The sequence below is a fragment of the Paenibacillus bovis genome (assembly GCF_001421015.2).
Taxonomy (GTDB): domain Bacteria; phylum Bacillota; class Bacilli; order Paenibacillales; family Paenibacillaceae; genus Saccharibacillus; species Saccharibacillus bovis.
In genome coordinates this window covers 3164723-3183997 of sequence record NZ_CP013023.1, presented here as the reverse complement: position 1 = coordinate 3183997, position 19275 = coordinate 3164723, and the positions used below count along the sequence as shown (strand labels likewise).

At 45.3% G+C, this 19275-nt stretch carries 13 protein-coding genes; 1 reads left to right on the top strand and 12 read right to left on the bottom strand.

Translation table 11 applies throughout. The features are described from left to right. Positions 1–37 precede the first annotated feature (37 nt). The 12 genes from AR543_RS13625 to AR543_RS13570 all read right to left on the bottom strand — a co-directional run bounded on the left by AR543_RS13625 (position 38) and on the right by AR543_RS13570 (position 17163). On the bottom strand, positions 38–1069 hold the full coding sequence (locus AR543_RS13625; protein WP_060535034.1) for a GH12 family glycosyl hydrolase domain-containing protein: 1032 nt from the start codon (positions 1067–1069) through the stop codon (positions 38–40). A 520-nt stretch (positions 1070–1589) separates the two neighbouring features. Further along, on the bottom strand, positions 1590–3095 hold the full coding sequence (locus AR543_RS13620) for a sensor domain-containing diguanylate cyclase (RefSeq protein ID WP_158523968.1): 1506 nt from the start codon (positions 3093–3095) through the stop codon (positions 1590–1592). Between the two features lie 269 nt (positions 3096–3364). After that, on the bottom strand, positions 3365–4318 hold the full coding sequence (locus tag AR543_RS13615) for an NAD(P)/FAD-dependent oxidoreductase (protein ID WP_060535032.1): 954 nt from the start codon (positions 4316–4318) through the stop codon (positions 3365–3367). Positions 4319–4615: 297 nt separating this feature from the next. Continuing rightward, positions 4616–6871 (bottom strand): glycosyltransferase family 39 protein, encoded by a 2256-nt coding sequence (locus AR543_RS13610; protein ID WP_060535031.1) that lies wholly within the window; start codon positions 6869–6871, stop codon positions 4616–4618. A 270-nt stretch (positions 6872–7141) separates the two neighbouring features. Beyond that, positions 7142–7816, bottom strand: coding sequence for a pectate lyase (locus tag AR543_RS13605; protein ID WP_060535030.1), 675 nt, complete (start codon positions 7814–7816; stop codon positions 7142–7144). A gap of 331 nt (positions 7817–8147) precedes the next feature. Then, positions 8148–8387, bottom strand: coding sequence for a cysteine-rich CWC family protein (locus tag AR543_RS13600; protein ID WP_082472229.1), 240 nt, complete (start codon positions 8385–8387; stop codon positions 8148–8150). Between the two features lie 4 nt (positions 8388–8391). Continuing rightward, a complete protein-coding gene (locus AR543_RS13595; protein WP_060535029.1) occupies positions 8392–8907 on the bottom strand; it encodes a metallophosphoesterase family protein in 516 nt (171 codons plus the stop codon). Further along, the gene (locus AR543_RS13590) at positions 8904–9713 is read right to left on the bottom strand and encodes a (2Fe-2S)-binding protein (protein WP_060535028.1); all 810 of its coding nucleotides are present in this window, start codon (positions 9711–9713) and stop codon (positions 8904–8906) included. Before AR543_RS13590 ends, AR543_RS13595 begins: the two co-directional genes overlap by 4 nt. Positions 9714–9885: 172 nt before the next feature. After that, on the bottom strand, positions 9886–10965 hold the full coding sequence (glpX, locus tag AR543_RS13585) for a class II fructose-bisphosphatase (protein WP_060535027.1): 1080 nt from the start codon (positions 10963–10965) through the stop codon (positions 9886–9888). 340 nt (positions 10966–11305) lie between these two features. Next, positions 11306–12952: a M4 family metallopeptidase gene (locus AR543_RS13580; protein ID WP_060535026.1), complete on the bottom strand. Its 1647-nt coding sequence runs from the start codon at positions 12950–12952 to the stop codon at positions 11306–11308. A gap of 546 nt (positions 12953–13498) precedes the next feature. Next, positions 13499–15169, bottom strand: a complete 1671-nt coding sequence (locus tag AR543_RS13575; RefSeq protein ID WP_060535025.1) for a M4 family metallopeptidase — start codon at positions 15167–15169, stop codon at positions 13499–13501. A gap of 569 nt (positions 15170–15738) precedes the next feature. Continuing rightward, positions 15739–17163 (bottom strand): aldehyde dehydrogenase family protein, encoded by a 1425-nt coding sequence (locus AR543_RS13570; RefSeq protein WP_060535024.1) that lies wholly within the window; start codon positions 17161–17163, stop codon positions 15739–15741. Between the two features lie 393 nt (positions 17164–17556). Here AR543_RS13570 and AR543_RS13565 point away from each other — a divergent pair, with 393 nt between their 5' ends. Then, the gene (locus AR543_RS13565; protein ID WP_060535023.1) at positions 17557–19260 is read left to right on the top strand and encodes a methyl-accepting chemotaxis protein; all 1704 of its coding nucleotides are present in this window, start codon (positions 17557–17559) and stop codon (positions 19258–19260) included. The last annotated feature ends 15 nt before the right edge of the window (positions 19261–19275 follow it).

The window sequence follows — 19275 nt, the reverse complement described above, 5'->3', positions numbered from 1 at the left end:
CTGCAGCAAAAGTAGATATTTAGCTAAAAGATGATCGTTATTGCGCGCTGATACTCCAGTTGGACAGGGTCAGCTTACCACTGCCGCTCATCACATCCGTACCAAATTTCACACCGCTCACATAATAGCCGGAAGTCGGCAGTTCGTTACGTCCAAGCAAATCGCGTACAAAGTCAGACAGATTCAAGGAAGCCATATCCGTATTTTCTGTTCTTACAAACGTATATACGCTGCCTTCACGGTTAGTACCAAATATATTGATGGAGTTGGTCATGCTGCTGGTAGTCATATCACTCATACTGCTGCGGTAAATATTCCATGATGCTCCATCCAGCTGCACCGTATCTATCCACTCTCCCCAGCCGCCATTTGTAGTCTGACCTTCCATTGTGCCGCTAGCTGTACCGGAATTCATGGTGTTATCACCCACATTCGGTTGGTCACGGTTGGTAGTGTCCGAAGCATCCATAGAGGCTCCATCAGCAGTTTCTGTACCATTTGCCGAGGTCGATGTGATTACCTTGATCAGATAGGATGGAGTAGTCTCCGCACCTGCCCACTGGGTGTTATGCACGAACATAGTGTAGCCCGTCGCATAATCTCCCGTTACATCCGATGTCGAATAGCTTACCGAGGTATCTATATTTTTCATTTGTGTACGGTGATTAGACATCTGATTGCGGCGATCATTATCACGGAATATCTCTACCGGGAAGTTACCCGCACCTTGGTAACCATTTGACCAATTCCACCCAAAGCTGATACCCGGTGAAGACTGTACACCGCTCATATCATCCGAATATGCCCATTTATAGCCATAGGATGTCTCATTATCGTAAAAAATAGATTGATTGGATGCTGTTGTACCTTCTGCGGACGTAGCCATCGAATTAGTGCCCCCGCCTGTCCAACCGGTGTTCGCCAGATAGCTGCTGTTGCTCAGTGGGAAGCTGCCGTTCGATGTATTATTCTCCTCCGCCATAGCAGTAGCAGGAATAAGGATCGAAGCAGTCAGCGTCAATGTTGCTAGTACACAGATCGGTTTTTTAAGTGTTGATTTCTTTTTCATGAAGTGGTCCCTCCAGTAGGTGTATTTTATTCGTGGAAATGCAGCGATATAACAGGTATAGGGAGCCGCTAATTTTATAACTGTGTTATTATCTAGCACAGTATATAAATAGAATAATACGTATTAGCGTTATACGAAGGTAGACTTTCCTACATTTTCAGCTGCCGAATCTCCGGTCGGCCTATGTACATCTGAAAATATACATTCTACCTGCATAGATACATGATGACATCATCATTCTAATAACCAGTGTGATACCGCTCACTCCTGTACTTATCTTACCCAACCTTTTCGTTCCTCTAACCTCTTTTATACCATTTAATAATTAATTGTCCAATTATTGTAAATTTTTGATTTTTGTCAATTTTACTTCGTTTCAGTCCGGAAAATTAGGTTAATGATACATTTTGTACTTTTTTTAATTTTATGTATTGCTATTGTTAACCAGTTATTTATATAGACTATTCAGCGCTCTAACGAACAAAAAAGCCCTTCTTCCCTATGATGGGAAAAAGAAGCTTTATGATGTTGATAATAATTCATCCGCATATATGGTTGATCGATTACGTCCTTCACGCTTGGACGTATAGAGCGCCTGGTCAGCTTTGGATATGAGTTCAGTTGGTGTTCTTCCCTGATCCGGACAGGCGACAATCCCGATCGAAATAGTGACAATCTCTCCCGAAGGACTGATCGTACTCGAAGCAAGCTGCCGGAGCCGCTCTGCCACTACATAGGCACGGGTAATATTGCAGCCGCGCAGCAAAATACCGAACTCCTCTCCCCCATACCGAAAACAGAGATCGCCTTCACGTGATACATTACGCATCATCGCGGCCAGAAACTGCATTACCCGATCACCTGTCAGATGACCATACGTATCATTGACACGCTTGAAATGATCAATATCCAACATAATCAGCGCAAAAGGTTCTTCTCCCATACACCAGGTATCCAGGGTCGAATCAAAGTTTCTGCGATTAGCCAGGCCGGTGAGTCCATCCAGTGCAGTCTCATTCTGCAATTTGGCGATATACTTTTGCATCTGCTTGCTGGTAAAACGCAGACTATTATACAGCGTCTTAATCTCGTATGTTGCAGATCGAATAGGCGGAAAGTCACCTGTGTTCCAGTCTTTGACCATTGTATCCGAGTAGGAAGCCAGCTGATGCAGCGGTTTGACTACCAGATAAGTGAGCAACCATCCAGCTGCCAGTGTAATCAGCAGCAGCGGTAGCGACTGCAGAATACTTTGCTGGAGCAGCATACCCAGTGGAACGTTTACTACCGATGCCGGCGTCTGGGAAATAATACCCCAGCCGGATTTCATATTATACGCGTAACCTGCATAATAAGCATCATGTTGCGAATCACTGTACAGCATGGAACCATTTAGTCCGGCGATCACTTTCCATACGGCATCATTGGAAGCTACATTTTTGCCAATCAGTGCGCGGTCCGGATGGAAAATAATATTTCCTTTGGCATCTACAGCATAGACATAAGATCCATCCAGCTCATATTCACGTTCCAGTATCAGCTGTAAAATATTCGATTTATGCAGATAAATGGTGCCTGCTACATAACCATAATACTGATTGTTCTCATCAAATAGCGGACTGGTAACGAGAACCATCAGATTGCCGGTTGTCCCTACAAAAGGATCGGTAATCACCGAATCACGCATCTTGATAACCGCACGACTGGTAGGGTTATTCACGCTTGCTCCCTTGTGCAGATCTCCATCCGCTGGAGCCGTCTGTGCTACCATATGATCCTTACGGATAATACTCAGTGAATTAAAGTATTCCCGGTGAGTATCATACAGATCCCTCATCTGGTTCTCGTCCAGACCATGATTACGCTGCCAGATTTCTGCTATTGCATTGACACTTCCCTGAATGCGATCAAGCAAATCTCCTGTTGAAGACGCGAGATCGGAAGCTCGATCATAGTTATTATTCAGGTAGTTGTCTACCAGGGATTGTTTACTGGTGGTATATGCGGAATGAATCGTAATAATCATTGTAAGTGTAATTGATAGAACGACAATAAAACTGACAATGGTAACCAGCTTAAACCCTTTTCCAGGATAAAAACGCAATGGTTCATCCCACCTGAACAATAAATTAGTGTATCGCTTCCATAGTAACATAACTATTTCCATAAAAGAAAGCAAAAGAGCCTGATCAGCTCCCTTGCTTCTAGTGTTTATGTCATATTTTACAATATCCTATCCAGATTGCCTCCACGTCAGGAAATTCGTTACTTATTTGCTCTTTCACTTGCAGGATCTTAGTGGGAATGAACAGGATTTTCTTTGTCTGCACGCTTCATCTTCATCAGCGTTTTATTGATCCAGATAGCTGCCTGTGCACCTTCGCCCATGGCGATATTCGCCTGCTCGGAATGAGCACCCAGATCTCCGGCTACCCATACATTTTCAATATTGCTCATTTTGGATCGTGGATGGGTCTCTACATGATGATTATGCAGTGTCTCCACGCCCAGCTGTTCGGCCAGCTCCGAGTTGACATGATTGCCTCCAAAAGCAATAAATCCTCGCTCGGTATCGATAATTTTGCCATCTTCCAGCTCGACGCTGTTTATAATGCCTGTATCTTCATAATGAACCTGGCTCACTACCGATTCCATATACTCGATTTGATGCTCGCGAAGCAGCTCCATCGTCTCGGGCTTAAACGGTTTGCTCTCATGATTGATATACAGCAGCTGATCGGTACGATCGGATAGAATAAGCGCCATCTGGGCACCTGCTTCACCGGCTCCGAGAACAACCGTTTTGCGATCCTGAATCTCATAACCGTCACAGTCCGGACAGACATAGACGCTGTGACCCAGTGTCTCGACCAGACCCGGCAATCGTGGGAAACGATCTATCAGACCAGTAGCCAGCAGCAGTGTACGCGAACGGTAACTTTCGCCTTCTGCTCCTTTTAGAAGGAAATTCTCGCCTTCTTTTTTGGCTTCAAGAATACGGTCTTCATGAAATTCTACTCCAAGCGGCTCTGCCTGCTCACGACCGATCCGGCGCAGCTCCTCACCAGAGATACCGTTCGGAAACCCAAGTATATTCCCGTAATTCTGGCAAAATGTAGACCTTCCCTTGCCTGCGTCGATCACCAGTACGCGATGTGCCGAATAACGCCCCAGCTGCAATGCCGCCTGCAGCCCTGCAATGCCGCCCCCTACAATAATGCAATCGTATAATGTCGTGCTATCAATCATATTAAATCCTCCTCGGATAACTGTCTGTTTATAAATGTGCTTTGTATCTATCTTGCATCTATATGGTTTAGATACCTGTATTTCAGCGGTAATTTCTTTACAGCTACTTTACTAAAGAAGTTAAAGTATCCTGTAATTAAATATGTAAACCTGTCAGTTGAGATGAAACGTAATAATCGGCATGAAATGCAAAAACCCTTTCCTATCATCCCAAAAATCAGGACTATCCGGAAAGGGCTCTCTATAAACGTAGCTATTATTTGTGTTGCTCAACCTCGGGATCTGACAATGGCGCTATTAGCTGCCCACATCTTCCGGGGTTACTTCATATAAAGTACCACTGCTCATCATACCGCCAAATCCTCCCATTCCTGCACTGGTGCGATTCATGCCATTGATGTTACTGTCACTGCCAGAACTTTTTTCGCCATCTGAAGCACTGATTGGGTTCATACTGGCCGATACAGCGGTTGTACTGGTATTCTGCCAATCTTCGGCAGGTACCTCGGTGCCATGCTGCTCAATCCACTCTGTGACTTCACTGGAACCGCCGCGGCCGCCAAATCCATTGACCAGGAAATATTTCACCTGACCGCTGCTGATCATTTCTTTTAGACGATCGACAGTCATGATCGGATCACTACCACTGTAGCCGCCCATCGCCATTACCGCTTTGCCTGTTTTGATAATATAAGCGGATGCAGAGTTGGCATTGGAGGTAGCAAATAGATATTCTTCGCCTGTATTATGCTCGGTTACATACTGGAGGAGCTTCTCATTGACGTTCTCTCCCATTCCGCCGCCTGGACCACCGCCACGCTGGGTGCCAGCTGCTGGAGGATTAGCCGCTTTATCCACGTCTGCAGAATCTGCTGTCTGCTCTGTTGAACCTGATGTATTACCATCCCCTGTGCCGCCAGGCATACGATTATGATCACCGCCACCGCCAAAGCCCATCGAAGTAATCGGACCGCCATAAGGAAGAGAGATATTGCTCGACGGGTTCATGAATGGGAAGGAAGCCCAGTACAGCGGCGTTAGTAGCAGCAAGGTCATGGCTGCCGAAGCGACATATATCTTGCCTCCGTGCAGCAGCGTGCCTTTGACTCCCACCAATAATCCTGCAGTCAGCAATCCTCCGGCAATAGCCACAATATAGAACCATGCCGAACCAATCTGTTCATTATAAGGATAGATAACAAATAACTGAAACGCAGTGGTCACCGCTACATTGACAGGAAGTAACCAAGCCTGCCAGCCGGTGCCTTCACGATATAACTTCCACTGGGCTGCAAATCCTGCTGCCGCCAGTATGGCTACCGGAGGAGCAAGCATAATCAAATAATACTGATGGAAAAATCCGGCGATACTAAAGAATCCGGCGACCGGTAGCAACCACATTAACCAGAATACCGTCTCCAGATATTGCTGTTTGTGCCATGTATTTCTGCGTAGTCCTGCAAACAATGCTATCAAGGAAATAATTGCAAAGGGCAGCAGCAGACTGGCCTGCCCGGATAAAGAAGATTGGAACAAACGCAGCGGACCGGGATCACCTGTATTGAACATGCCACCACGCATGCGATTATTATCGTTACCTCCCGGTGGCTGCATATTGCCGCCTCCAGGCATACCACCCGGATTCATCTGGGTACCTGTGCCGGCGCCGGCTTCACTACTTGCTGTACCTGAATCAGCTGTGCTATCCCCTGACTTGGCAGTCGTTCCTCCGGGTCCTCCCTGATTTTGCATTTCTCCTGTCAGACGACTGACTCCGTTATAACCAAATGCTAACTCCAGCACGGAATTGGTCTGACTGCTGCCTACATAAGGACGATCCTCTGCTGGCACACTGTCTACTACTACTGCCCAGGATACCGAGACAGCTGCCAGAATAACAGTACCTATAGCGAGTACTGACAGTTTTTTCTTCCAATTTACTTTGTAAGCCAGTACATAAAAGATATAAACTGCTGGCAGAATCATATATGCCTGCAGCATTTTCTCGTTAAAGGCAACACCGATCATAGCAAATCCGCCCAAAATCCAGCCGATTTTCTGGTTGCGGATACCTTTGAGCAGCATCCATACTGCCAGCAAAAGGGTAAATACCAAAAGACCATCGACGTTATTGGAACGTTGAACAGCAACAGCTACCGGTGTCACTGCCATCATAAGAGCCGCCAGACGGGCAGCCATCAGACCGAATGTGGGCTTTACAATCAGATAAACCAATCCAACAGATCCCACACCTGCTAGAGCTGCTGGCAAAGTTACACTCCATCCATGCACACCGAGCACAGAAGCGAACAGCGTCTGGATCCAGAATGCCACAGGCGGCTTATCGACAGTTACATAGCCTGCCGGATCAAATGAAGCATAAAAGAAATTATGGAAGCTTTGCAGCATACTCGTCACGGCTGCCGTATAGTAGGAATTGGCTGATCCGTTGTCCCATATATTCCAGATATTTAAAAACGCGGATAGGATAAGAATCAGTATGAGCGGGATATCGATCCTTGAGCGAGATAATATAGTTGTTTTTGATTGCATATGGGTTCCTCCCGAAAGTTAGTCAGACAGCATCAGCGGCAAGGTTCGACCTTATCTCTCACCAACGCCTGCACTCCTTTGTATCGTATTTAACAATATGTATATGTATTTTGTATGAACAACATTAAGAATAGTTCATGGGAAACTTAAAGAATCATAAAAAAATCCAAAAAAAAGACACTGCCAAAGTGCAGTGCCCTGGATAGATATCCAAATTATATATACGCTATATAGCATGTTGGGGGAAGGCTATATAGTAAGGAAAAGGCATTAGTAAGCAGTGTTGCCATTCTCGGTAATATGCTTCACACCGATAAACTTATCACCAACACTGTGATAGCGAGTGTTGGTCATTTTCACTGTACTGGTTGTGCTGTCGGTACGGAAGATGGCTTCTTTCATATTGGAGATGTCACATCTATCGATAATCACATCCACTTTGAATTTGCTGCCACCCAGTTGACGGATAAATTTGCCGGCTTTGGATCCTTTGAAGTTTTTCACTGTAAATGTGGATGCTGCATTAATCTGGAACATCTTGTCATCTCCATTGGTTGCCGAGCCGCCATCAAGTGTTACTTTACCGCTTTCCTTGATCGTCATCGCATCTTCACCAATATCTTCCCAGACAATATTCTGCAGATTGGCATCCCCGTATGTATGTACACCATCAGCAGCCGGATAACCTAGCACAACATTCTTCAGCGTGCCACCGTTCTCTATACGGAAAATTGGTTTTTGTCCTTCTTTTTGACTGCCATCACCAAGTGCGCTTCCAGCTGTGTAACGTTGACCTTTACCGTCAAAGACTTCGCCCTTTTTAACAATAATAGTCGTGTTCTGTACACCAGGAGTTGCAGACGTTGCAGCAGAGGCTGCCGGTACCACTGTAATAATCGAAGTCAATACAGCACCAGCCACCAGGGAAGTAAACCATTTTTTCATAAGAGTATCAGCTCCTTCATATTGTAACCTGTTACTTAAAATTAATCAATACAGGTTTAAGTAAACAATAGCATTGCATAACTATATTATCCATATAATATTTAAGTATCATAATGGTGAATATATTTACATTTATGTTGATTATGTATTGGAATACATAATTTTACTCTGAATACAGATTAATTTATTGCTGCTAATAACGCATACACAAATCTTGTTGTAAAAACAATTTGTATCCTACCATGTGGTATTCGCAGAAAAAGCCAAATAACCATACTGTTGATGTATGGTTATTTGGCTTTTGAATAAAGTAATATTGTTCCGTATTTTACTATTTACCGGGTTGCTCCTCATCGACACAGCTTTCACATATACATGCCTGGTTCCGCCATTTCTCTGGAATACGGCTCCGTACATTCGAGGGAATCTTCTTGTGCATACACCAGCAGGTTTCGGGTCGTTCTCCTTTTACTATAGTGCAATTATTGTCCTGACCACATAATGGACAGCGATCTGCAGTCAGCTTGGGCTCCCTTTCTATCGCTTTTTTAGCCTGCACAGGATCTTGCATCCTGCTAGTCACGCATCTTTTCTTTATCAAAAAAATAATGTTCAAAAGTCACTTCGTCCTGCTGAATAAATATTTTGCCATAGGAATACTGCGACTGTCTGCGTTTGTCTGTAGGGGAGCCGGGGTTGAACAATAGAATTTCCTTTCTCCATTCTGCAAAAGGAATATGCGAATGTCCAAACACTACAATATCCACCTGATCTTCTTCCGTAAATGACTTGAAAGCCCGCTCCGGCGTACTGCCGCCCAGTCCTCCATCTCCATGCACAAGGCCGATTCGCTTGCCGGCGGCTTCAATAACCTTTTTACGCCCCAACCTTTGGACAATGCTCTGCGGATCATTATTGCCGGCTATTGCTTCGACAGGTGCCATCCGGCTGAGCAGATCATGAACACCCCAGTCGCAAAAATCTCCCGCATGCAAAATAAGATCCACCTCTTCAAATCCATCCCATACCTGCTGCGGCAGCACCAGCTGACGGCTAAACAAGTGGGTATCCGAGATTACACCGATAATCATGTCTTTTCCTCCCTGCTCTGATAGGCCAGGCGCCGTTCTTCCCTGACCGCCTCGCTGATCTTGGGACAATTAAAACAATATTCCCCATCTTCCATCCGGTGAAACAGGCAGCAGGCACTGCGTAGTATCGTTTCTCCTGTGCCATCTATATTCAGCGTATGCCTTGGCGGCACATTCAGTGGATTGCGGGACAGCCCAAAAATTTCTGCTGGAATTCCATTAATCACATAATGAAGATCCCGTTCGATCGTCTGCACTATCTGATCATCGTCTATCCAGTTTTTCCATTGATTCGTATAATACTGGAATCTGGCGGGCATCTGTCTCCAGTACATCCGGGCATGATCTCCGCAGACTTCGGTCATCTGCTGAATCATCGGACGCAAAATATTACGGTATACCGTATGCAAATAGTGATCACGAGCTTTGTGATGCTGATCGTCTGCAGCAGGTACAGGCAGCTGCTCTACAGATAGCTCATTCACATGAAAAGCAAATTGACAGTACGGTCCGCTCATATACATTTCCAGTGTCATCTGTGCCGGATCGAGCGTCAGCCCTTGCTGCTCTACGGACAAATGATACTGCACAGCCAGAGGAATTCCGGTAAGCCATGAGCATAGAAAAGTAGCTGCAGGCTGAAGGTCCTCTGCTTTTAGCAGGGGAGCATAATATTGCAGCAACTGCTGCATCCCTGCCCGCGTAAACAGCTCTGTAAATGATTGACGATAAATTGCTGATGGGTGAGGCTCGTTCGTAATATAAAATTGTCTGCCCAGCCTCTCCCAGTCGGGTATGGTATTCATCAGGCCCCATCCTTTCCATACACATCTGGTATCCTTGTTATCCTATACCAATTTGATAATCACTTCAAACGATCCGTACGCTGCTTTTCAATAAAGACATAAAAAAGAGGCAGTCCATATTCGATGGACTGCCCAATAACGGAGGTATTGCCGGTGAAGCATAACTTGCGGTTTAACTGGATTGCGTTTGTTCCTGCTTGGCTGCTGCCGGCTGCTTTTTCACTACTGCCGATTCGACAGCTGCTGCACGGCGATCTTCGGGATGTCCGGAAGACTGTACCTGTCTGACCTTATGCAGCACTTCCTTATTCGGCAGATAATGCAGCGACTTGATATAACGGATCGTTTTCGTTTTGGCGCGCATAACAATCGAATGCGTCTCTGCACGTTCGTCCGCCAGATATCTTACGCCACCCAGGATTTCACCCGGCGTTACACCGGTAGCGGCAAAAATCACATCGTCGGTTCCGATCATATCCTGCATAGTAAGTACCTGATACGGATTCTCGATGCCCATTGCCTTGCAGCGTTCAAACTCATCTGCATTAGCCGGCATCAAACGGCCCTGCAGTTCGCCGCCCAGACAGGACAGCGCAGCGGCAGCCAGCACGCCTTCCGGTGCACCACCGGAGCCCAGATACAGATCAATCCCTGCTTCGGGAAAAGCCGGTGCCATCGCTCCGGCTACATCACCATCACTAAGGAACTTGATCCGTACGCCTGTTTTGCGCAGTGTCTTGATGATACTCTCATGGCGATCACGATCCAGAATCATCACGGTCAGATCCGCCATTCGCTTGCCCAGTGCCTTGGCTGCTTTGCGGAGCGTGACATCCACCGGGTCCTCAATACTGAGCTTGCCTACCAGTGCGGGACCTACCGCAAGCTTCTCCATATACATATCGGGAGCATGCAGCAGGTTACCCTTATCGGCTACGGCAATAACGGAGAGTGCATTATTCAACCCCTTTGCTACGATGACTGTACCTTCCAATGGATCAACGGCTACATCTACTTCCGGTGCTTCTGTACTTCCCACTTTCTCGCCAATATACAGCATGGGAGCTTCATCCATTTCCCCTTCGCCGATAACGACCGTACCGTTAACCGATACCGAATCGAACATGGCTCTCATGGCCAGTGTTGCTGCCTCGTCTGCGCTGTTCTTGTCACCGCGACCCATCCAGGGAGCCGAAGCCAATGCCGCTACTTCTGTTACTCTTACAATTTCCAAAGCCAATTCGCGTTCCATGTCTTCCACTCCTTATTTGTGGGTTTTCAAAGAGAAATGTTTTAACATGTTGCCTATAATAACATCTTTCTTTGCATTTTTGTTGCTTTTTTTGTAAATTTTCTTTCAAAACAAATTTATTGATACTATAAAGAAAAATTATATGTATATATAAACAACATTAAGCGACATAAAACAACAATTATTATTTGGTTTTATTATTTGTTCTGCAATACTCAACAAATAAAGCCTGCATCCCTATACAGGAGCAGGCTTTATCATTACTATATAGTTTTCAGCATATCTGTGTTTCTTCTATATAATACAGAATCACGTTATGCCAAATCACATCTATACTGTTTTACAAGATACCTACCGCATCAAAAGATTTTTTGACTGCAGTAGTCTGTGCAGAGCTTGCACCATACAGATCTGTCGATGCTTGAATCATAGCTGCACGATAATCCGAGAAATCGGAAGTGGATGTCAGATACAGCGTCAGCGCACGATACACAATACCGATTGCCTGTGATCTGCCAAGTCCTTGTACACTTACTCCCTCAAAGCTTCCGCCCTGTGCCAGCAGATAGAACTGCTTGTTCGGAATACCGCTGTTAGTATGCACGCCGCCCCAGTCACCGGCTTCTGTATTCGGCAGGTTTTTGAACTCATCCATATGATCCGGATCGCCATACTGATTCGGGTTGGACATAGAGCGCAGTGCATCGCCCGCTACGGATGGCGTATAGACATCTTCGCCAATCAACCAATCGGTCCCACCTTCGATAACATTACCGAACATATCGGCGATCGCTTCATTTAATGCACCGGATTGGTTCATGTATTCCAGATTGGCTGTCTTCTCGATCACACCGTGTGTCATCTCGTGACCTACTACATCCAGGGCACCAGAGATCGGGATAAATGTTCTGCCATCTCCATCGCCGTAGACCATATAACTTCCGTTCCAGAATGCATTGTTATAACGGGAGCCGTAGTGGGTTACGGAACGAATCGCCATTCCTCTGCCATCCAGACTGTTGCGTCCAAAGTTATTTTTGTAAAAGTCATATACTTTACCTGCATACGTATGCGCATCTACGGAAGCTGGATCATTAAATGTAGTAGATGTGCTGGATACCGTTGTACCCGGCAGGGAAGAACGATTAGCTGCTGTATAGGTCTGAATACCATTGCCGCGAGTAGAATCGATCATTACATATCGCGAACCGGAAGTTCCTACTGTAAAGGACTTGGTATCACCCAGTACGCCTTTGCCTGTACCTGTCGCATGCTCCAGCAGATCGTACTTCAGCAGGATCGATCCATCTTTGGCATCTACAAAATAACGTGTACGCAGCGGTTCAGGGTCCAGTACATTAACTTCGGTAACGTAGACCAGATGTGCTTTTTCTCCTTCCGGAGCATAAATGTACAGCTTGGCAGAAGGTTCATTTACCGATTCACCAATGCGTCCCAGACGTAAAGCCGCATCTGCTTCTGCAATACGGATTGCACGTGTCTCGTTGATCTGAGGCTTAACCGTGTCTACTACATTCGCATAGACATCCTCGGTTACTTTTGGAGTGGAAGAATTAATCTTACCGTATACATCTTCTACAACTTTGCCCATATAGAGAGAGACATTACCCGCTGAATCAAAATGAAGCGTCTGCTCTGCGCCGTATACCGGGATACCTTTGTATGTTTGGGCCAAGCGATAGTGATCGGTACCGGTCTGAGCATCAGGCATACGGTTTGTAATTTCAAACAACTCTTTGACATTCTCCGATTGTGCACTGTCTGCAACCAGTGAACGTTTTTGTTTCTCAAGGAATTTCCATACTTTGTCATCGCCCGAACTGCCGCTGATTCCGGTAGTTTGTGCAATCATTTTGGGAGTGTAATCTCCCAGAGGTGCCAGCTCATTCGTTCCAGCTGCAAAAGCCGAAGCATTCGCACCTACCAGTAAACTTCCTGCAAGTAAAAGACCAACTGTTTTTTTCAAAGTATTCTCCCCTGTTCACTTGGTTTTATGATTACAAAAATGATGAGCTTATTTGGTAAACCGATCTCGCTCATACGACAACAGTAATTCCATTTGCTGTTTTGCTGTGTACTTTTCGCTGTATACCCCTATACAGACATCATGCTGGGTCGAATCTTATGTAATGGAAAAGTCTTCCTGCTTCTCCTTTCTCTCCTCCTTTGCTTGAATATACATAATCTGGTGTTCATCCTGTTGTTGGAAAAAATAATACCATGATTCTCAAAGGAAATAAACACATTTTTAACTGAATTTTTATTTTTATTGAAAATATGCTCATATATCTCACCCTTCATGTTACATTAATCAACTTCTGTTCAATTAAAAGGGTAGAATCCGGCTTTTAATAACCGCCGAGTATTTTGCCTTGCAAAACGTTAGTTGCTACAAGCAAAATTGTTTTGCTCCATCCCCCTTTTATTATCCTTTTAATCAAAAAAAGTCTCCTCTCTGCTTTTCAGCAAAAAGGAGACTTTTTTATCAGATTATGCGATTAACAATAAGTGATTACAGAATACCGACAGCGCTCAGGGAGTTCTTCACAGCTGTAGTCTGTGCGGAATTGGCACCATACAGATCTGTAGAAGCCTGAATCATTGCAGAACGGTAGTCAGAGAAATCGGAAGTGGAGGTCAGGTAGTAGTTCAGCGCACGATAGACGATTTGGATCGCTTGGGAGCGGCCGATACCTGTTACACTTACGCCGTCAAATGTTCCGCCTTGAGCAAGCAGGTAGAACGATTTGTTCGGAATACCACTGTTGGTGTGAACGCCGCCATTATCGGCAGATGTGTTCACAAAGTCGTCCATACGGGAAGGTTGGTCACCTTTCTCCGGGTTATCCATGTAACGCAGTGCATCGCCAGATACGCGTGGTGTGTAGATAGCATCACCGATCATCCAGTTTTTGCCTTCGATTGTATTACCGAACATATCGGAAATGGACTCGTTCAGGGCACCGGATTGACCATAGTATTCCAGGTTGGCTGTATTCTCGGTTACACCGTGAGTCAGCTCATGACCGATTACATCCAGGTCGCCGGATAATGGGATGAATGTAGTGCCATCGCCATCACCGTATACCATTTGGGAACCGTTCCAGAACGCATTGTTGTAGTTAGTGGAATAGTGAGCCGTCGAGCGGATTGCCATTCCTCTACCATCAATGCTGTTGCGTCCAAAGTTGGATTTGTAGAAGTCATATACACGTGCAGCATAGGCATGTGCATCTACAGCTGCAGGATCGTTAAATGTTGTCGATGTGCTGGATACAGTAGTACCCGGCAGAGATGTACGGTTGGCTGCCGTATACGTCTGAATACCATTACCACGAGTCGTATCTGTCAGTACATAGCGGGAACCGGAAGTTCCTACTGTGAATGTTTTAGTATCGCCCAGCACACCTTTACCTGTACCTGTCGCATGCTCGATCAGATCATACTGGAACAGTACCGATCCATCTTTGGCATCTACAAAGTAACGTGTACGTACCGGAGCCGGCTCCAGAACGTTCACTTCTGTTACATAAGCCAGGCGTGCTTCTTTGCCTTCTGGTGCATAGATATACAGTTTGGCAGAAGGCGCGATTTGCGCTTCACCCAGTGTTCCTACTTTGGAAGCTGCATCTTTTTGGGCAATACTGATTGCTTCGGAAGCGCTGATTTCCGGTGTTACCAGATTATAAGTATCGCTGACTGCTGTTTCTTTTACATCAGCATAGACATCTTCGGTTACTTTCTGCTCAGGAGCAGCTGCCTCGGGAGCTCCCAATTTGTCGGACAGATCGTTAACCACTTTACCCATATACAGGGATACGTTGCCTGATTTGTCAAAGTGGAGTGTCTGTTCAGCACCATATACCGGAATACCTTGATATACCTGGTTCAGACGATAATGGTCTGTACCTGTTTTGGAATCAGCCTGTCTTTTTGTAATCTCAAACAGATCTTTGACATCCTGGGATTCTGCACCATCGCTAACAAGTGTGCGTTTTTGCTTATCCAGGAATTTCCAAACTTTCTCGTCGCCGGAGGCTCCAGTAATTGTAGTCGGCTGATTAATCAGCTTGGGAGTATAATCACCCAGTGGCGCCAGATCATTGGTATCTGCTGCAAATACGGAAGAGCTAGCACCTACAAGTAAGCTTCCTGCGAGTAAAAGAGTAGCGGTTTTTTTCAAAGTATTCTCTCCTGTTCATTTGGTTTTTTTGGAATTGATGCTGTCTGCACAGCGTTGAAGCCTGCATGAAAATAATCATTCTGCCAATTGGTAAAACAGCTTGCCGGTGAACCGTTTTGCCAGCTATGTACAGCGGGCCACAAACAACAGAGCGACAATATGAGATCCGGGCATCCCACCTTTCACAGATAATATTTGTCCTTTTCTTGCAAATAATGGATAGGTCTTGGTGTTGGGAGAAAGCGTATCACGATTCCTAAAAAAAATAAATAGGTTTTTAACTGAAAATTAGAAAAAAGTGTAAAATTATTTAGATAGTTAACATTAGCAGTCCGATTTATTAACAAATGGTCAAAAAAACTGCTAAAATTACACGTTAAGACGATTTAATTTACTTTTTAACGTATTATTTTCTTTTTAAAATTTTTCCTGATTAAGATAAGAACGTATTTGTATAAGAATCAGGAAAATATATACATATACTTTTTGAATTTATAAGTTGTTTTTATAATGACATGCAAAAAAAAGGAAGCAGCCACCTGTTTGGCAGCCACTTCCTGTAGTAATGATTAGCGCTGATGCTTGAATACAACCAGCTTCGTTTCCATCATTTCTTCCATTGCATATTTGATTCCTTCACGACCGGTTCCACTTTGTTTGACACCGCCGTACGGCATATGGTCAACCCGGAATGTAGGAATATCATTGATAATTACGCCGCCTACCTCCAGCTGATGCACCGCCCGAAAAGCAGTATCTAGCTGCTTGGTATAAATCCCCGCTTGCAGACCGTAGTCCGATTGATTGACTGCTGCAATAGCTTCATCTACTCCGGATACACGGTTAATCATAACGATTGGCGCAAATACTTCGCGACAGGCGATCTTCGACTGAGGCTGTACATTTAGCAGCACTGTAGGCAGCAGCAGTTCATTTTCCACTTTGCCGCCATAGGCGATCTCTGCTCCCTGCTCTACAGCCTCATTGATCCATTCTATTGCACGCTGCTGTTCTTTGGGTGCAATCATTGCTGCTACATCTGTATCCTCCGCCAGTGGATCTCCCATTTTCAGTTGTGCAGTCTTCTCTACGAACTGCTTTACAAAATGATCGTAAATCTGTTCATGTACATAGATACGCTGAACCGAAATGCAGACCTGGCCCTGATTGGAGAATGCTCCGGACACCACTCGATCCATTATTCCAGCAATGTCTGTATCTGCATCAATAATCAATCCGGAGTTGGACCCAAGCTCCAAGGTTACCTTTTTCAAGCCTGCGCGTGCACGGATCGAGATACCTACAGCAGGACTACCAGTGAAGGATAAAGCTTTGACCCTTTCATCAGTTACAATCACATCGCCGACCGTTTTGCCGTCACCGGTAACTACATTGAGTGCTCCGGCAGGCAATCCGGCTTCTTCCAATAATTCGGCAAGCAGTAATGAAGACAATGGGGTCTGTTCCGCCGGCTTCAGCACAATTGTATTACCGGCTGCAATGCCTGGTCCTACTTTGTGCGCTACCAGATTCATCGGGAAATTGAATGGTGTAATCGCTCCGACCACTCCGACCGGTTCTTTGACAGTATAGGCAGTACGCCCTTCACCGGTAGCAGCCGCATCAAGAGGAATGGTCTCTCCATGGATGCGCTTGGCTTCTTCCGCTGCAAATTTGTAGGTCTCTATCGTACGTGCAATTTCTCCGCGGGCCGCACTCAGTGGTTTGGAGCCTTCTGTTGCGATTAGCCGGGCTGCTTCTTCGCTGCGTTCCTGCAGTAGCTGTGCCAGCTTTTCGAGAATAGCTGCCCGGCGATGAGCCGGCATATTACGCATGGTATCTCTGGCTTCATATGCAGCCGTAATCGCCTGTTTCGCTTCTTCGGCATTGGCTTCAGCCACTTCGGCAATTTGTTCTTTGCTATATGGAGAGTACAGCGCCGTATACGATTGGGCAGGCGTCCATACTCCATTAATGTATAAATCTTTTTTCATGGATAATCCTTCTTTCTTCTTTATATAGATAGAGTTAGGCTTTGACACCATAAAGTCGAACGCAATGGTTCGCTCTTCTTTATTTATAAACTTACGTCTGGATAAATAATCGCCACCAGGTCTTTTGAACCAATAAATCACCTATTTTTCGACAAATTTCAACTAAATTATATATTTTGTCCAATTTAGTATAATCAAATAGAACTAGTTATCCGACATATAAAATACCAACTAAAATGGTTAGCTACTTCAACTTACGTCGAATTACAGATACTGTGCCCTAATAATAAGCCAATCTGATAATTATAATGCTTCTGTCAATTTTCGACAAACAGCTTCGGAGAATGTTACCATTTCGACAATTTATCATTTAAACCTAAGGAGCGACTGTCTATGCGCCATTTGAAAGTAAAAACCAAAATTCTTGCCCTGCTGGCCGCTACGCTTGTATTTCTGGCAGCCGTCGGAATCACCGGGTACCAGACTACTGATCGAATAGCTGCCAAAGCGCAGCTAATGTACAACCAGAATATGCTCGCCAGTATGGATATCAATCAGGTTATTATCGATAATCGCACTATTGAATCGGCCATTATGGAACTTATGCTAACCAAAGATCAACAACGCAATGATGAATTGAAAAATTCTATTCAGGAACGTATAACATCCAATGAAAAACTGTACGCTCATCTGAATACTATTACACTCACATCCACTTCGGCTGATTTGTACAATCAGTACAAAAGCAATCTGAATACGTATCAAAGCTTGCTTGAACAAGTACAATCGCTTGCTCTGCAAAATAACAATACAGAAGCCTATAGCTTATTCACTGCCAAAGTCGAACCGATCCGTCAGGCGATGAATGCAGCGACCAGAAGCCTGAACAGTCAACTCACCCAGGAAGCTGCCGCTACCAGTGAACAAATTGATTCTTCCGCGTCTTCGTCCAAAATAATTCTGATCTCGGTAATTGCTGCAGGCATTCTGCTTTCTCTGCTGTTCGGATTTATGATCAGTCAGATGATTACACGTCCATTGGCTCAATTGCAGCAATTGATGAGCAGAGCAGGTGACGGCGATCTGACAGTAGCGGGAGATTATGACTCCCGGGACGAGATTGGCATGGTTACTTCTTCCTTTAACTCTATGATCGGCAATGTCAAAGCTATTATCCGTCAGGTAGATGAGAGTGCACTCACCCTGTCCGCTTCCTCCGAAGAGTTAACCGCCAGTGCTGAACAAACTGCCCAGGCAGCCGAACATATCGCTGTTGCTACCAATGAAATGTCAACCGGTATTGAATCCCAGGTTGAATCAGTTAACCAGGTTAATCAATCGGTCAGCTCCATGTACGAGAAAATGGGTCTTGTATCGACCAACAGCCAGGAAATCAACAAACTCACCGAGCAGATGACCTCTGCTGCTCATAACGGTCTGCAGGAAGTCAATGAAATTACCCGTTTGATCAAGGGATTATCTATAGATATGGAACAAAATCTGCGTGTTATGACACAGCTGAATACAACATCCGACCAGATTGGTCTTGCTTCCTCTTCTATTCAGCAGATCGCCCAGCAGACCAACCTGCTCGCTCTGAATGCTTCGATTGAAGCTGCGCGTGCGGGAGAAGCTGGTCGTGGATTCGCGGTAGTCGCTGAAGAAATCCGCAAGCTTGCTACCGGTGCTGCCGACTCTTCCAAGGAAATCTCGGATATGGTGCAGTCTATTCAGGATAGCAGCCGTGCCGCAGTCGAGCAGGTCAATCAGTCTTCCAGCAGTATCCAGGCGAGTGTCCAAAGCAGTCTGCGTGTCAATACAGCTTTTGAAGCAATTCGCGAATCGGTGGACGCCACTTCAGGCAAAATCGGTATTTCCAGCGAAATGATTCAGGAAGTCGCCCGTCAATCCGAGAAAATCGCAGAAGCCATGGAACATGTCAGCGCGATTACCGAACAAAGCTCTGCAGGTATCCAGCAGACCGGTGCCGCCAGCGAAGAGCAGCTGTCCACGATGGAAGAAGTATCCGGCTCTGCGCGTTACCTGTCCGAGCTTGCCGAGAATCTGCAGCATGCCCTTGCCCGTTTTAAAATATAATTCTATTTATTGATC

Bases quoted from the DNA above. Each gene is read 5' to 3' on its own strand.
- glpX (WP_060535027.1), bottom strand. From the start codon at position 10,965: ATGGAACGCGAATTGGCTTTGGAAATTGTAAGAGTAACAGAAGTAGCG.
- AR543_RS13610 (WP_060535031.1), bottom strand. From the start codon at position 6,871: ATGCAATCAAAAACAACTATATTATCTCGCTCAAGGATCGATATCCCG.
- AR543_RS13615 (WP_060535032.1), bottom strand. From the start codon at position 4,318: ATGATTGATAGCACGACATTATACGATTGCATTATTGTAGGGGGCGGC.
- AR543_RS13565 (WP_060535023.1), top strand. From the start codon at position 17,557: ATGCGCCATTTGAAAGTAAAAACCAAAATTCTTGCCCTGCTGGCCGCT.
- AR543_RS13570 (WP_060535024.1), bottom strand. From the start codon at position 17,163: ATGAAAAAAGATTTATACATTAATGGAGTATGGACGCCTGCCCAATCG.
- AR543_RS13595 (WP_060535029.1), bottom strand. From the start codon at position 8,907: ATGATTATCGGTGTAATCTCGGATACCCACTTGTTTAGCCGTCAGCTG.
- AR543_RS13590 (WP_060535028.1), bottom strand. From the start codon at position 9,713: ATGAATACCATACCCGACTGGGAGAGGCTGGGCAGACAATTTTATATT.
- AR543_RS13600 (WP_082472229.1), bottom strand. From the start codon at position 8,387: ATGCAAGATCCTGTGCAGGCTAAAAAAGCGATAGAAAGGGAGCCCAAG.
- AR543_RS13625 (WP_060535034.1), bottom strand. From the start codon at position 1,069: ATGAAAAAGAAATCAACACTTAAAAAACCGATCTGTGTACTAGCAACA.
- AR543_RS13605 (WP_060535030.1), bottom strand. From the start codon at position 7,816: ATGAAAAAATGGTTTACTTCCCTGGTGGCTGGTGCTGTATTGACTTCG.
- AR543_RS13620 (WP_158523968.1), bottom strand. From the start codon at position 3,095: ATGATTATTACGATTCATTCCGCATATACCACCAGTAAACAATCCCTG.